A 15,598-nucleotide genomic window follows, 5' to 3' on the forward strand; every position below is an offset into this window, starting at 1 on the left:
CGACGCCATGTCGCGCACGACATTCCCTGACGCAGAAGGGGGCGGAGCTGCAAGATGCGGCTCCGCCCCCTTCCTGTTAAGCGCCTCCATGCGAAGAGATCGCCTAATGCTCAGGCTTCTTGCCTTTCACCCCGATCCTGCCGCCAGGCGCCTCGAGCCTGCGCGTTGCAAGCTTGTAGACCCGCTCGTTGTCACGCTGCCCGATCGCTATGATCTCCACGACCTCAACGGTATTCTCGTCGACAATCCTGAACACCATGCGAAGGCCGGCATTGCGCCACTTGAGCTTCTTGCAGCCCGACAGCTCACGCTCGAGAGGGGTGCCGATTTCGTCAGCCCGCGTCTCCAGCTTCTTGAGCGCTACGTTGACCAGCTTCTTCGTCGAGCCGTCGAGCTTGCGGTACTCCTTGGCGGCGGCCTCGTTGTAGAAGACCACCTGGAATCTGCCGCTCATTCGAACAGGTCCTCGTCGGAAACGGAGTCAGCGTCGCAGGCCAGGTACGCGGCGTAGCCGTCTTCGCCCATGGCGTCTTCTAAGCTGACGCGCTCGCGGCCCGCGTCGACGTCACCCTCGGCGATGCGCGCGGCAGCGACGGCGAGCAGCTCGCGTTCGCGGTAACCCGCAAGCTCGCAGTACATGGCCTCGAACTCTTCATAAGACATGATGACGGAGTCGACCGCATTGCGATCCGTTATGAACTGAGGCTCCTTCTTCGCGCGCTTGCGCACCTCGGAGAATCTCTTCGCCGCCTCGGTGGCAGAAGTGAGCTGATCGACGTTGAACCTCGGCTTCTCGAGAACAGCAGGCGTCATGTTGATCCTCCTTGTAATGCACTGTAGATTGCATACTATCTTCCGTATTTTAATATTCAATTTCAAGGAGATCAAGAAGATGGTCTGCCTATGCGAGCGTCGCCCCGACACCGCATAGCTTGCTTGCCGCGCATCTGCACCATCGATGCCCCAGAGCACAGGTGCCTCCAGTGTCATGAGCAAGATGCGCAAAAAAGGGCCGGGATCGCAGATGCAATCCCGGCCCTCATGCCTTACGCGCCTTGCAGGCGCTCCGAACTCGCACGTCGAGCTGGCGTCGTGGCTAGCCCTCCACGCCGGCGACCACCGCGGCGATCGCCTTCGCGTGCTCGTCGGCGGCTGCCTCGTCGAGCGCCTCCACCATCACGCGCACCACCGGCTCGGTGCCGGAGGGGCGCAGCAGCACGCGGCCGTCATCGCCGAGCGCGGCCTCCGCCGCCGCCACGGCCTCGGCCACCTGCGCGCTCTCGCCCACCGCGTGCTTGTCCCTCACGCGCACGTTGATGAGCACCTGCGGGAACCTCGTCATGACCTTGATGGTCTCCTCGACCGGCACCCCCGAGCGCTTGACCGCGGCCAGAAACTGCACGGCCGTCATGAGGCCGTCGCCCGTGGAGTTGTGCTCGAGCAGGATCATGTGCCCCGACTGCTCGCCGCCGATGGCGTAGCCGTGCTCGCGCATCTCCTCGAGCACGTAGCGGTCGCCCACCTTGGTCTGCACCACGTCGATGCCGGCGTCGCGCATGGCGTGCACGAACCCGAGGTTGCACATCACCGTCGACACGGCCGTGTTGCCGGCGAGCACGCCGCGCTTCTTCATGTCGAGCGCGCACACGGCCTCCACGATGTCGCCGTCGATCTCGTCGCCCGCCGGCGTCATGAGCATCACGCGGTCGGCGTCGCCGTCGTGCGCGATGCCCACGTCGGCGCCGCTCTCGGCCATGAGCTCGCGCAGGGGCTCGAGGTGGGTGCTCCCGCACTTCACGTTGATGTCGGTGCCGTCGTAGTCGTCGTTGATCACCACCACGTCGGCGCCGAGGCGCTTCAGGGCCGCGGGGCTCGTGAGCGATGAGGCGCCGTGCCCGGTGTCGAGCGCGATGGTCATGCCGGCGAAGCTGATGCCCTGGCGCTCGATGGAGCGCACCGCGTGCTCCACGTAGATCTCGCAGGCGTCCTCGACCTCGACGGCAACGCCCAGGTCAGGACCAGAGGGCATCGCGGCCTCCTCGTCGCCCGCCGCGCGCGCGGCCGCCACGCGGCCCTCGAGGCCGCCCGCCGTGATGAACGCCTCGATCTCGTCCTCCACCGCGTCGGGAAGCTTGAAGCCCTCGGCGTCGAAGAGCTTGATGCCGTTGTACTCCGGCGGGTTGTGCGAGGCCGAGATGACCACGCCGCCCGCGGCGTTGAGCTCGCGCACGAGCAGCGCCACGCCCGGCGTGGGGATCACGCCGGCGAGCAGCGCCGTGCCGCCCGCGCTCGTGATGCCGGCCACGAGCGCCGCCTCGAGCATGTCGCCCGACAGGCGCGTGTCCTTGCCCACCACGATGGTCTTGCCGAGAAACTCGGCGGAGGCCTGCCCCAAGCGGTAGGCGATCTCGTTCGTCAGCTCGACGTTCGCCACGCCGCGAACGCCGTCAGTTCCAAAAAGACGGGCCATTACTTTCCCCTTCTCACAAATTCGTCGTGCAAGCGGACCGCGCCTTGAGGGCGCTCCGCGTCGGTCATGCGGTTGTTGAGCTCGGCGGCGAACTCGTCGATCGAGATGCCGAAGCGCTCCACGACCACCATCAGGTGGTATACCACGTCAGCCGCCTCGTAGCGCAGATGGTCGACCGCTGCGCCGCGGTCGGCGCCCCGAGCGGCGTCGGCGTCCTTCGCCGCCAGGCCCACCTCGACGGCCTCCTCGGCCACCTTCTTCAGCGGCCGGTCCAGCTCCCCGCACAGAAGCTGGTGCGTGTAGCTCTCCGCGCCCGCGCCGCGGCGCGCCGCGATGGTGGCCGCGAGCGCCTCGAGCGTCGCGCCGATCTGCGAGGCGGGCGCCGCCTCGCCCTCAGGTACATAGGTCTTATCCGCCATAGTCATTCCTTCGTCAAACGCTTCGGCAGGGAGACTCCCCCACAGGGAGGCGGGGCGGTGCTCACCAAGCGAGTTCCGCACGAGCCGAACAGCCGAGGGCTGTTCGCGCGAGCAGGACTGTCCGAGCGACTGAGCTCTGCCCCGCCTCCCGCACCGGCAGATCCACCGCGGCGGCAGATTCCCCCGCCTTTCTGTCGCATGCGGCAAGCCTGCCCCGCCTCCCGCACCGGCAGATCCCCCCGCCAAAGCAAGGGGGCGCGCAAGCTCGCGCGCCCCCCTTTGCTAGCAGCTAGTCGTCCAGCCTGTTGGACGCCTCTTCGTCCTCCTTGCTGGTGAGGCCGAAGCCCAGGCCGCCCACGGACCCCAGGAGAGCGTCGAGCTCCTCGAGGTTGCGCTGGTAGGAGCGCGGGGGCAGCGCCTCGCCGAGCATCTCCTCGCCGTCGGTGTTGAACGTCGGGGGCTCGTCGCCGCCGATGAGGATGGTGTCGTCGGGCGAGAACACCATGTCGAGCAGCTGCGACATGTCGTCGCTCGTCGCCGCCAGGTCGTCCTCGATCACGTGCATGAGGCCGCGCTCCTCCAAGCCCTCCTTGAGCTCTTCGATGGCCTTCACGCCGATGCCCTCGATGCGCAGCAGGTCCTCCTCGGTGTGCCCGAGCAGGTCGGCCACCGTCTCGATGCCCGCCTCGGAGAACTTGTTGGCCCAGCGCTGCGAGACGCCCAGGTCGTCGTAGATGTAGAGGCGCGCGTCCTCGTCGGAGAGGTTGTGCCCGCGATGGCCCATCGACAGCGCGCTGTAGTAGCCGCCGAAGCTCGAGCCGGCGTTGAAGTACCCGTCGGCGTCAAGCGACCAGTCCTGCGGCTGCGGCAGCAGGTCCTCGATCTCGCGCAGCGCGTCGGGGGCGTAGTCGGGCAGCACGTCGCCCGCAACCGGGCTCACCGGGCGGCCCTTGTAGGTCAGGCGCACGTCGCGGTAGCGAGAGAGGCCCGTGCCGGCCGGGATCGGCTTGCCGATGATGACGTTCTCCTTCAGGCCGGCCAGATGGTCGGTCTTGCCCTCGATGGCGGCGTCGGTGAGCACCTTGGTGGTCTCCTGGAACGACGCGGCGGACAGCCACGAGTCGGTCGCCAGGGACGCCTTGGTGATGCCCAGAAGCAGCGGCTGGCCCACCGGCGGCTCCTTGCCCTCGGCGATGAGCTCGTTGGCCGCCTTCTCGAACTCGAAGCGGTTGACCTGACGCCCCGGGAGGAAGTCGGAGTCACCCGCGTCGAGCACGGCCACCTTGCGCAGCATCTGGCGCGCGATGACCTCGATGTGCTTGTCGTTGATGTCCACGCCCTGGGACACGTACACGCCCTGGACCTGGCTCACGATGTAGCGCAGCGTGGTGTTCGGGTCGGTCAGGCGCAGCAGGTCGTGCGGGTTCACGGAGCCCTTGGTGAGCTGCTGGCCCACCTTGACCTCGCAGCCGTCGGTCACGCCCGGCAGCATCTGGGCGCGCGCCGACACCACGTACTCGCGGAAGTTGCCCTCCTGGTCGTGGATGGTGAGCGTCTTGGACGTCTTGTCGCCCGCGATCTGCAGCGTGCCGGCGATCTCCGCGAGCACGGCGAGGCCCTTCGGCTTGCGCGCCTCGAACAGCTCCTGGACGCGCGGCAGGCCGTGCGTGATGTCCTCGCCGGCGACGCCGCCGGTGTGGAACGTGCGCATCGTGAGCTGGGTGCCCGGCTCGCCGATGGACTGGGCGGCGATGATGCCGACCGCCGTGCCGATGTTGACCGGGCGCGCCGTGGCGAGGTCCCAGCCGTAGCACTTCTGGCAGACGCCGTGCTCGGCATGGCAGGTCATGATGGTGCGGATGACCACCTCTTCCACGCCCGCGGCCTGCATCTTCTTGAGGTCGGCCATCGAGGTGACGTAGGTGTCGGCGGCGAAGAGCACCTCTCCGCCCGCAGTCTCCACGTCCTCGAGCAGGCAGCGCCCGATGAGGTTCTCGTCGAGGTCGCCCTTCTCGTTGAGGATCGGGTAGGGCACGCCCTCGGGGGTGCCGCAGTCGATCTCGCGGATGATGACGTCCTGCGCCACGTCCACCAGACGGCGGGTCAGGTACCCCGAGTCAGCGGTGCGCAGGGCGGTGTCGGCCAGGCCCTTGCGGGCGCCGTGCGTGGAGATGAAGTACTCCAACACCGACAGGCCCTCGCGGAAGTTCGCCTTGATCGGGCGGTCGATGATCTCGCCCTTCGGGTCGGACATCAGGCCGCGCATGCCGGCGAGCTGGCGGATCTGCTTGATGTTGCCGCGGGCGCCGGAGAACGCCATCATGTAGATGGGGTTGAACTTGTCGAAGTTGTCGGCCATGGCCTCGCCGACCTCCTCGTTGGCGGCGTTCCAGATGTCGACGATCTGCTTGTGGCGCTCGTCTTCGCTCATCAGGCCGAACTCGTAGTCCTCGTCGATGGCGGCGACCTTCTCGTCGGCGGCGGCCAGGATCTCGGCCTTGTTCGGCGGCACGGTCGCGTCGTACACCGAGACGGTGACGCCCGCGCGCGTGGCGTAGTGGAAGCCGGCGTCCTTCAGGCCGTCGAGGATCGGCGGCACCTCGGACAGCTCGTAGGTGTTGGTGACGTCCTCGACCAGGCGGCTGATCTCCTTCTTGTTCATCTCGTAGTTCAGGAAGGGGTAGTCCATGGGCAGCACGTTGTTGAAGATGATGCGGCCCACCGTGGTCTGGATGCGGTCGCCCGCCTTGTGCTCCTCGAACACGCCGAAGGCCGTGGCCACCTTGCAGTCCACGCGCAGGCGCACCCAGATCTTGGCCTGCAGGTCAAGGTCGGCGCGGGCGTCGTAGGCGTTCATGGCGTCATCAATGTCGATGAACGCGCGGCCCTCGCCCGGGAAGCCGTCGCGCGCCGCGGTCAGGTAGTACAGGCCGATGATCATGTCCTGGGTGGGCACGGTCAGCGGGCGGCCGTGGGCCGGCGACTTGATGTTGTTGGAGGAAAGCATGAGCACGCGGGCCTCGGCCTGGGCCTCGGCGCCGAGCGGCACGTGCACGGCCATCTGGTCGCCGTCGAAGTCGGCGTTGAAGGCGGTGCACACGAGCGGGTGCAGCTTGATGGCCTTGCCCTCGACGAGCACCGGCTCGAAGGCCTGGATGCCGAGGCGGTGCAGGGTGGGAGCGCGGTTCAGCAGCACCGGGTGCTCGCGGATGACCTCTTCGAGCACGTCCCACACGTAGCTGGCGCCGCGGTCAACCGCGCGCTTGGCAGCCTTGATGTTGGCGGCGTACTCGAGCTCCACCAGGCGCTTCATGACGAAGGGCTTGAACAGCTCCAGGGCCATCTGGCTCGGCAGGCCGCACTGGTGCAGCTTGAGCTGCGGGCCGACGACGATGACCGAGCGGCCGGAGTAGTCGACGCGCTTGCCGAGCAGGTTCTGGCGGAAGCGGCCCTGCTTGCCCTTGAGCATGTCGGAGATGGACTTCAGCGGACGGTTGCCCGGGCCCGTGACGGGGCGGCCGCGGCGGCCGTTGTCGAACAGGGAGTCGACGGCCTCCTGCAGCATGCGCTTCTCGTTGTTCACGATGATCTCGGGCGCGCCGAGGTCGAGCAGGCGCTTCAGGCGGTTGTTGCGGTTGATCACGCGACGGTACAGGTCGTTCAGGTCGGACGTGGCGAAGCGGCCGCCGTCGAGCTGGACCATCGGGCGCAGGTCCGGCGGGATGACCGGGATCACGTCGAGGATCATGTCGGAGGGCTTGTTGTCGGACTTGAGGAACGCGTCGACCACCTTGAGGCGCTTGATGGCCTTGGCGCGCTTCTGGCCCTTGCCCGTGGCGATGACCTCGCGCAGGTCCTCGGCCGTGGCCTCCAGGTCGATGGCCTCGAGCAGGTCGCGCACGGACTCGGCGCCCATGCCGCCCGTGAAGTAGTCGCGGTAGTTCGCGCGCATCTCGCGGTAGAGCGCCTCGTCGGGGACGAGCTGCTTGGGCTCGATCTTCATGAAGGCGTCGAAGGCGTCCTGGCGCAGCGCCTTGCGCTCGTTGAACTCCTCGTAGATGTCGGCGATCTCCTCCTCGACCTCCTCGGGCGTGAGGCGCTCGTCCTCGTCGACGTCGTCGACGAAGTCGTCGTCCTCGGGCACGTAGTCGGTCGAGAGCTTGCGGGTGGCCTCGATGATGCGGTCGCGCTCGGCGTCGAGCTCCTCGAGGTCGGCGGCCAGCTCGTCGCGCAGGTCCTCGGCGTCCTCCTCGCGCGCCTCCTTGTCGACGCTCGTGATGATGGAGCTGGCGAAGTACAGGACCTTCTCAAGCTCCTTCGGCGGGATGTCGAGCAGGTAGCCCAGACGCGAGGGCGAGCCCTTGAAGTACCAGATGTGGCTCACGGGAGCCGCCAGCTCGATGTGGCCCATGCGCTCGCGGCGCACCTTGGAGCGGGTCACCTCGACGCCGCAGCGCTCGCACACGATGCCCTTGAAGCGCACGCGCTTGTACTTGCCGCAGGCGCACTCCCAGTCCTTGGTGGGACCGAAGATCTTCTCGCAGTACAGGCCGTCCTTCTCGGGCTTCAGGGTGCGGTAGTTGATGGTCTCGGGCTTCTTCACCTCGCCGCGCGACCAGCTGCGCACGTCCTCTGCGCTGGCAAGGGAGATGCGCAGGGCATCGAAATTGTTCACGTCGAATTCCGTGGTCATCTTTAAGCCTCCTCTCCCTCACCGATGAGGTCGTTGCCGGTTGCCTGGGAGACCTCGCTCATGAGCTCTCCCAGCTCCGCCGCGATGTCGTCGATGGCGCTGGCGGTCTCCTCTTGTTCGGTCTTGCGGGCGTCGGCGGCGATTGCCTCGAACAGCGCCTGGTCAAGATCGTCCTGCCCGGTCTCGTCCTCGCTCAGGACCTGGTTGTTGTGCCCCTCGAGCTCGATGTTGAGGCACAGCGACTTCATCTCCTTCACGAGCACCTTGAACGACTCGGGCACCTCGGGCGCCGGGATGTTCTCGCCCTTGACGATGGCCTCGTAGCTCTTCACGCGGCCGGCCGTGTCGTCGGACTTGACCGTGAGGATCTCCTGCAGCACGTTGGAGGCGCCGTAGGCGTAGAGCGCCCACACCTCCATCTCGCCGAAGCGCTGGCCGCCGAACTGGGCCTTGCCGCCGAGCGGCTGCTGGGTGATGAGGCTGTAGGGGCCGGTCGAGCGCGCGTGGATCTTGTCGTCGACCATGTGGCCGAGCTTCAGGATGTAGGTCTGGCCGACCGTGATGGGCTCGCGGAACTGCTCGCCCGTGCGGCCGTCGTACAGCCACGTCTTGCCGGTGCGGGAGAGCTGGGGGACCAGCTCGTCGCGGGCCATGTCGCCGTACTTCTTGTGGTTCATGTTGATGAGGTTGCGGTTCGCCTTCTCGATGGCGTCCGAGATCTCGTCCTCGGTGGCGCCGTCGAACACCGGCGTGGCCACGTACATCGGGCCCTCGACCACCTCGTCGGTCTCCTCCTCGTCAGACCAGCCCCACTTCGCGGCCCAGCCCAGGTGGTTCTCGAGCAGCTGGCCGACGTTCATGCGTGAGGGAACGCCCAGGGGGTTCAGGATGACGTCGATGGGGGTGCCGTCGGCGAGGTAGGGCATGTCCTCCACGGGCAGCACGCGCGAGATGACGCCCTTGTTGCCGTGGCGGCCGGACAGCTTGTCGCCCTGCTGCACCTTGCGCTTCTGGGCCACGTAGATGCGCACGAGCTCGTTCACGCCCGGCGCCAGCTCGTCGCCGTTGTCGCGGGAGAAGCGGTAGATGCCGATGACGCGGCCGCCGCTTCCGTGCGGCACCTTGAGCGAGGTGTCGCGCACCTCGCGGGCCTTCTCGCCGAAGATGGCGCGCAGCAGGCGCTCCTCGGCGGTGAGCTCGGTCTCGCCCTTCGGGGTGACCTTGCCCACGAGCACGTCGCCCGGGAACACCTCGGCGCCCACGCGGATGATGCCGTCGGCGTCCAGGTCGGAGATCATGTCGTCGGAGATGTTGGGGATCTCGCGAGTGATCTCCTCGGGGCCGAGCTTGGTGTCGCGCGCGTCGACCTCGTACTCGGAGATGTGGATGGACGTGAGCAGGTCCTCGGCCACCACGCGCTCGGACACGATGATGGCGTCCTCGTAGTTGTAGCCCTCCCACGGCATGTAGGCGATCATGAGGTTCTGGCCGAGCGCCAGCTCGCCGCCGTCGCAGCTCGGGCCGTCGGCGAGCACGTCGCCCGCGGCCACCTCGTCGCCCTTGCGGACGAGCGGGCGGTGGTTGATGCAGCCGGACTGGTTGGAGCGCTGGAACTTCGGGATCAGGTACTCGTCGTACTCGCCCTCGTCGTTCAGGATGATGATGGTCTGGCCGTCGACGTAGTCGACCACGCCGGGGCGCTGCGCCACGAGGATCTCGCCGGAGTCCACCGCGATGCGGTGCTCGATGCCGGTGCCCACGAGCGGCGCCGTGGGGCGCAGCAGCGGCACGGCCTGGCGCTGCATGTTCGAGCCCATGAGGGCGCGGTTCGCGTCGTCGTGCTCGAGGAACGGGATGAGCGAGGTGGCCACGGAGGTCATCTGGCGCGGGGACACGTCCATGTAGTTCACGAGCTCGGGCGCCACCTCGTCGGGCTCGCCGAACTCGCCGGCGGCGTTCTTGGTGCGGCAGAGCACGCGGGCGGCCTTGACCCAGTTGCCGTCCTTGTCGAAGGAGCCGTACTCGCGCGTCTCGGGGTCGAACAGGTCGTTCGCCTGGGCGATGACGTAGTTCTCCTCCTCGTCGGCGGTCAGGTAGTCGACGATGTCGGTCACCTTGCCGTCGACCACGCGGCGGTACGGGGTCTCGATGAAGCCGTAGGGGTTGATGCGGCCGTAGGTCGCCAGCGAGCCGATCAGGCCGATGTTGGGGCCTTCAGGCGTCTCGATGGGGCACATGCGGCCGTAGTGGGAGGTGTGGACGTCGCGGACCTCGAAGCCGGCGCGCTCGCGCGACAGGCCGCCCGGGCCGAGCGCCGACAGGCGGCGCTTGTGCGTGATGCCGGCGGCGGGGTTGGTCTGGTCCATGAACTGCGACAGCTGGGAGCTGCCGAAGAACTCCTTGATGGCCGCCACGATGGGGCGGATGTTCACGAGGCTCTGCGGCGTGATCTCGTCAGGCTCCTGCATGCTCATGCGCTCGCGCACGACGCGCTCCATGCGGGACAAGCCGATGCGGAACTGGTTCTGGATCAGCTCGCCGACCGTGCGGATGCGGCGGTTGCCGAAGTGGTCGATGTCGTCGGTCGCGAAGCCCTCCTCGCCCTCGTGCAGCGCGATGATGTAGCGCATGGTGCGCACGATGTCCTCGTCGGTGAGCGTGGAGGAGACGTTCTCGTCGGGGTCGTAGCCGAGCTTCTTGTTCATCTTGTAGCGGCCGACCTTCGCCAGGTCGTAGCGCTGCGGGTTGAAGAACAGGCCCTCGAGCAGCGTGCGGGCGCTGTCGATGGTGGGCGGCTCGCCGGGGCGGAAGCGCTTGTAGAGCTCGATGAGGCTCTCTTCCTTGGTGGTGGCGGGGTCGCGGTCGAGCGTGCGCAGCACCATCTCGGAGTTGCCCAGAAGCTCGATGATCTCCTCGTTCGTCTCGGCCAGGCCGAGCGCGCGCACGAGCAGGGTCGCCGGCTGCTTGCGCTTGCGGTCGATGCGCACGGAGAGCAGGTCGCGCTTGTCGGTCTCGAACTCGAGCCACGCGCCGCGGCTCGGGATGACCTTCGCGTTGTAGATGGTCTTGTCAGACGTCTTGTCGCGCTCGGCGGCGAAGTAGACGCCCGGGGAGCGCACGAGCTGGGACACGACGACGCGCTCGGTGCCGTTGATGATGAACGTGCCGCGCGGGGTCATGAGCGGGAAGTCGCCCATGAACACGTCCTGCTCCTTGATCTCGCCCGTCTCGCGGTTGATGAAGCGGATCTCCACGAAGAGCGGAGCCTGGTAGGAGACGTCCTTCTCCTTGCACTCATCGACCGTGTACTTGGGGTCGCCGAACTCATGCCTTCCGAACTCGACGCACATGTCCTTCGTGTTGTTCTCGATGGGACAGACGTCGGCGAAGGCTTGGGTCAGGCCCTCTTCTTTGAACCACTCGAAGCTATCCGTCTGGATGCCGATCAGATTCGGGACGTCCATGACGTCGGGAATCTTGGCGAAGCTTCTGCGATTCCTATAAAGGCTGGTGGAAGCGGTATTTTCTCCTTGAGCCACGAGGCTTTTCCTCCTTCACGCGCATCGCAAATCTGCAAAAAGTTGCAATTTGCTAAAATACAACGCCCCTGTGGCGCAGTCAAGAAAAATTTTAACGAGCTGTGGAAATTTGCTGGAATTTGAGGCCAGAAAACCCCGCGCGATCAGGCAAGACGGGCGTCGTTCGCCCTCCCGGGGCGGGCTGACGCTCGTGCGCTTCCCCGAAGCAGACCGTCGCCACATGCCCCCGGGGAAGACTGCCAGCATGAGCCTCGCTAGGGAGGCTGCTGCCACATGCCCCCGGGGAAGGCTGCTGCCATGCGCTTCCCCGAAGCAGGCTGCTGGCATCCTTCTCCCAAAGAAGATCTCCTCCATCAATCTCCCTGGGGAGGCCACCCCCCTTCGCCCTCCACCAGAGCAAGCTGCCCCCATTCGCCATCCCTGGGGCGAGCTGCCTCCGCCTGCTCTCTCTAGGCAAGCTGCCTCCATTCGCCCTCCCCAGGGGGGCTGCTGCCATCTATTTCCCCGAGAAGACTGCCCCCCCCCATTCGCCCTCCCCAGGGTGAATCGCCGATAACGGCTGTTTTCCATCCACCCGTTGGCGATTTGGGATGAAAAGAGGCCGTTATCGGCGATTTCCTGGAAAAAATGGCTGCAAAACCCGCGTTGTCGGCGATTTCAGGGGTTCAAACCACCGACAACGAGCATTTTCCATCCACCTTCCCCAAACAAGTGGATGGAAAAACGCCGTTATCGGTTCCGCAGCTTTCGGTCTCACGGCCCTCGGTTCCACAGCCTTTAGTTCCGCAGCGGCCTTCGGCCCCATGGCCTCCGGGCCTTCGAGCTTTCGGTTCCACAGCCTCCGTGCTTTCGGGCCTTCGGCCCCACGGCCTTCGGTTTCACGGCGCTCGTCAGCAAACTGGCGGCGCAAGCAGCTATGCCCGAGCGGAGAACAGGGCGCTTTGACGCTGCCTGAAGTCGGCAGCTTGCGGACGGAGACGAATCCCCAAACGGCGGGCTATCGCTCGTGCGATCCGGTCCATCTCAACCAGGTTGTCAAGCTGGAGCCTCGTCACCGTGATGACCTTGTACCCAGCCGCTTCCAGCGCGCGGCGCTTCGCGGCGTCATGGGCAATCCCTGACGAGGTGAGGTGAAGGTCGGAATCATATTCAACGACCAGCTTCTTCTCCGGCCAGCACATATCGGCTACGTAATAGCCCTGGCTTGTCTGCGACCGAGCCCGAGCCCCCATGTCAATGCGAAGGTTCAGCCGCGCTCCGCCAATGCCGTATCCTCCCCATTTGCCCGGAAGCGTCATGCGCATCGCCAGATCGGTCTCGCGAGGCGATGCGGAGCCGTCGCGAACCTGCGCGAGCACCCGTCGCGCCGACGGCAGCCCGCGCAAACCAGGGTTCCTGCTCAGATAGTCGCCGATGGCAGCCGTCGTGGTGAGCGGCGCACGTCCCGAAAGACCTGATTCCTCGCCTGCGTCGACCGCATAAGCTCCACACAGCTCGTAGCCCCAGCTCACTGCGTCGAGGAAAGGCTCGCTCGCCGACAGCTGCACGAAACAAAGCTCCGGGCATGCGACGTACAGGCCATTCGCCACGCGGATGAACGAGCCCGCACCGTACCGAAACGCAGAAACATGCGTCTCGACACCTTCGGCCTTCCTCGTATCGCATTTCGAAGGGACGAGGAGTTGATAGGGCTTCTCCACGTAAGGCGCGGCCTGCTCAAGATACTTCAAGGAGGAAGCCGTTGGGGAGCAGTCGGCAAGAGCCTGGTAGTCGAAGGCGTTGGAGGGCAAGCCTCGCGTCTGAGCGCGCGACCACCATTGAGCTGCCGATATGCCAGTGAGGAAAAGCTTCATGCGGAAACAGTACCACGGGACCGTTTCGCACGTCTTGCAAGAAGGCTCCACCGAAGCATGACGCGAAGCTGTCGAAGAGCGCGTCCCAACCTGGCGGATATCTGGCGAATCTTCTCAGCAATCCAGCGGGAACATGGCGGAGCAGCACTGCAACTTCCTCATCTGGAAAGCACATCAATCTACCTAGCCGGAACCTCCCTAGTCGGAATCAAGGGCCAAAGGCCGAAGCCAAAACCTCAGAGTGTCCTTCCTCGAGGAGCCTTGATCAAGCTGTCTTAGCCAAGCTGTCGCCTATGCCACTCAAGCAGGGCTCGCTCCAAACTCAGCAAGCCATCAACATAGCCGTTCGGAGCGCCAGCGCGTACGGCCTCGATGAGACGATCCACCCATGCCAGCGGATGCTCCTCGATAAACGCGCGTACTTGCGCCTCCAAGGAAAAGAGCCCCTTGGCAGACTCGGCAGTCAGGGCGAAGTCAAGGTCAGGATCGGGGGCAAGACCGGGTTCGACAGCTTGATCAGATCCGGAGTCAAACTCAGCTTCGGATTCGAGAGCAGAGGCAGGCTCAGGCTCAGGCTCAGGCTCCAGCTCAGATCCAAGTTCCAGTCTAAGTTCAAGGTCAGGATCGCTTACCTGCCGTGCCGAAGCTGCCTCAGCAGCCTGACGGCACAGCTCCGAGAGCAAAAGCAGCTCCACGCCCATATGGTCCTCATACTGGTTGGACGGACCCGACAGCTCGAGGCCCGCCTTTCGCAACAGCGCGCGCATCTCGTATGTGGCCCGGCTGAAGCCCACGCTCACCTCGGAAGATCCCCGGTGAAAGGTCTCCCAAGGAGCAGCAGCCGGCTTGGGCGGGCCTACGAACAGGCGGGTGTGCTCCACAGCAGCCTCCTGCACAGCAGCCTCCTCACCGGCTTCCCCAACACGACGCGCCCACCCACTGAGCTTGTCGGCAGCGGCGCGCACGGCCCCGTCGCCCAAGTCAGGGAAGACAGCCCAAAACTCAGGGTCTACCCCCTCATGAGACGTTTGGTTCATGGGCATGAGCAGGGAGTTCCCGATAAATGCGTATGCCGCAGAAAGCGTTTGCCAATCTTGCGAGTAAAGCATAGCGATGAAACCTTCTCTTCGATGGTGGCTTCCAGGCGGCGCAGAGAGGCGCGCCTCGCCCGAAAGCCGCGACTTCGGCCCTCTTCGTCGGAAGAGGAAAGCGCACGGAAAGCTGATAGGCAAGCCCGAGGAGGGTGAAGAGGGCTTGCCTATCGAACCAGGGAGGGGTAAGGGGGTTTGCCCAACAAGCTAGGGGGGCGAAGGAGCCGTCAGGCCGGGAAGGCAAAACCCAACGGGGACGGCAGCTGGGAAACGGCAGGCCGAATCCTAGGCGGAAGCCTCAGCCCCAGCAGCTGAAGCGGCCTCCTTGCCAGCAGCCGAGGCGACCCGCGCCTTTTCCTTGCCGCTTCCCTCAACCAGCATCTTGCGAGCGAGCAGCATGAAGGCGAGCGCGCCAAGCGCCAGCACGCCCGCAACCACCACGAGCTCAACCCACGTAGGCGCGTACGAGCTGGTCGCCGCCCACGTATCGACACCAGTCGCATGCGCAGCGGCCGACGAGCCGCTTGCGATGCCCGGTGCGCCGTAGACGTTCGGCACCACGAAGCTCGTAAGCAGCAGCCACACGCGCTTGCACAGCACGCCCAGAACCACCAGCACGCTCGAAGCCACCACGAGCTTCGTATTGGCGCGGTTCTTCGCGAACACCAGCACGCAGAAAGGCACGAGCAGACCGCCAACGACCTCAAACCAGAAGAACGGCGCGGTGGCTCCACCGAGCATGATGGCCAGCGCCTCAGCACCCGCCGCACCCGGATACGCCATGGTGAGCACCTCGCAGCCGATGAGGAACGCGTCGATCGCGATGCAGGTGGCGAGCAGCCCCGCGAGCGACTTCATGAGCTCGCGCGAGAACTTGAACCACCCTGCGGCGTCAAGCGCCACGAGCACCACCAGCAGAAGCGCGAGCCCCGAGTCCATAGCCGACGCAACAAAGATGGGCGCCATGATGGCCGAGTACCACTCTTTCGCCAGCTGCAGGCCAAAGATCCACGCCGTCACGGAGTGCACCAAGATGGCGGCAGGCAGAGCAAAGCGCGAGACGACCTCGACCTTGTGAGAATCAACGCCGTGCTTGGTCATGAACACCAGGTACAGGATGTTGAGCACCAGGTAGATGGTGATCACGCACATATCCCAGAACAGCGGAGACGTGGGGTTCGGCCCGGTGATGATGCGCCACACGCGCTGGATGCCGCCCATGTCGATGAGCACGAACATGCCAGCCACGCAGATGCACACCGTTGACAAAATGATGGCAGGCAGGGCCACGGCCTTGAACTTCGTGATGTGAAACACGCTCGCCGAGGAGGCCACGATCAGGCCACCGGCGGAAAGGCCCACGAACAGCATGAACATGGTGATGTAGAGGCCCCACGACGTGCCGTTGCTCATGCCGGTGACGCCGAGGCCGCCCATGAGCTGGTATATCCACGCAGCCACGCCGGCTGCAGCCAGCACGCCGAGCACGCCCACGGCGATCTTGAACTTAGGTGAAGCAGTTTGCATTCTAGG

The 15,598-nt window shown here is 65.6% G+C and carries 9 protein-coding genes; all 9 read right to left on the reverse strand.

The genetic code is table 11. The features are described from left to right. Positions 1–103: 103 nt before the first annotated feature. Positions 104–454, reverse strand: coding sequence for a type II toxin-antitoxin system RelE/ParE family toxin (locus G7Y49_RS02310; RefSeq protein WP_165170819.1), 351 nt, complete (start codon positions 452–454; stop codon positions 104–106). Further along, a complete protein-coding gene (locus G7Y49_RS02315; protein WP_165170821.1) occupies positions 451–813 on the reverse strand; it encodes a type II toxin-antitoxin system Phd/YefM family antitoxin in 363 nt (120 codons plus the stop codon). The genes G7Y49_RS02310 and G7Y49_RS02315 overlap by 4 nt, the downstream gene beginning before the upstream one ends. 283 nt (positions 814–1,096) lie before the next feature. Beyond that, positions 1,097–2,470, reverse strand: coding sequence for a phosphoglucosamine mutase (gene glmM / locus G7Y49_RS02320; RefSeq protein ID WP_165170823.1), 1,374 nt, complete (start codon positions 2,468–2,470; stop codon positions 1,097–1,099). Next, positions 2,470–2,889: a phosphoribosyl-ATP diphosphatase gene (gene hisE, locus G7Y49_RS02325; protein ID WP_165170825.1), complete on the reverse strand. Its 420-nt coding sequence runs from the start codon at positions 2,887–2,889 to the stop codon at positions 2,470–2,472. The genes glmM and hisE overlap by 1 nt, the downstream gene beginning before the upstream one ends. 289 nt (positions 2,890–3,178) lie before the next feature. Beyond that, positions 3,179–7,582: a DNA-directed RNA polymerase subunit beta' gene (locus tag G7Y49_RS02330; protein WP_165170827.1), complete on the reverse strand. Its 4,404-nt coding sequence runs from the start codon at positions 7,580–7,582 to the stop codon at positions 3,179–3,181. Between the two features lie 2 nt (positions 7,583–7,584). Beyond that, positions 7,585–11,121 carry a DNA-directed RNA polymerase subunit beta gene (locus tag G7Y49_RS02335; RefSeq protein WP_165170829.1) on the reverse strand — a complete coding sequence of 1,179 codons (3,537 nt, stop codon included), beginning with the start codon at positions 11,119–11,121 and terminating at the stop codon, positions 7,585–7,587. A 914-nt stretch (positions 11,122–12,035) separates the two neighbouring features. Next, the gene (locus G7Y49_RS02340; RefSeq protein WP_165170831.1) at positions 12,036–12,851 is read right to left on the reverse strand and encodes an endonuclease domain-containing protein; all 816 of its coding nucleotides are present in this window, start codon (positions 12,849–12,851) and stop codon (positions 12,036–12,038) included. A gap of 398 nt (positions 12,852–13,249) precedes the next feature. After that, entirely contained in the window at positions 13,250–14,083 is an 834-nt protein-coding gene (locus tag G7Y49_RS02345; protein WP_165170833.1) for a molecular chaperone TorD family protein, read from the reverse strand. Positions 14,084–14,350: 267 nt separating this feature from the next. Continuing rightward, complete coding sequence (gene nrfD / locus G7Y49_RS02350; protein ID WP_165170835.1) at positions 14,351–15,592, reverse strand: NrfD/PsrC family molybdoenzyme membrane anchor subunit; 1,242 nt, start codon at positions 15,590–15,592, stop codon at positions 14,351–14,353. Positions 15,593–15,598: the final 6 nt, after the last annotated feature.

The organism is Adlercreutzia sp. ZJ242, assembly GCF_011038995.1.
Classification (GTDB): domain Bacteria; phylum Actinomycetota; class Coriobacteriia; order Coriobacteriales; family Eggerthellaceae; genus CAAEEV01.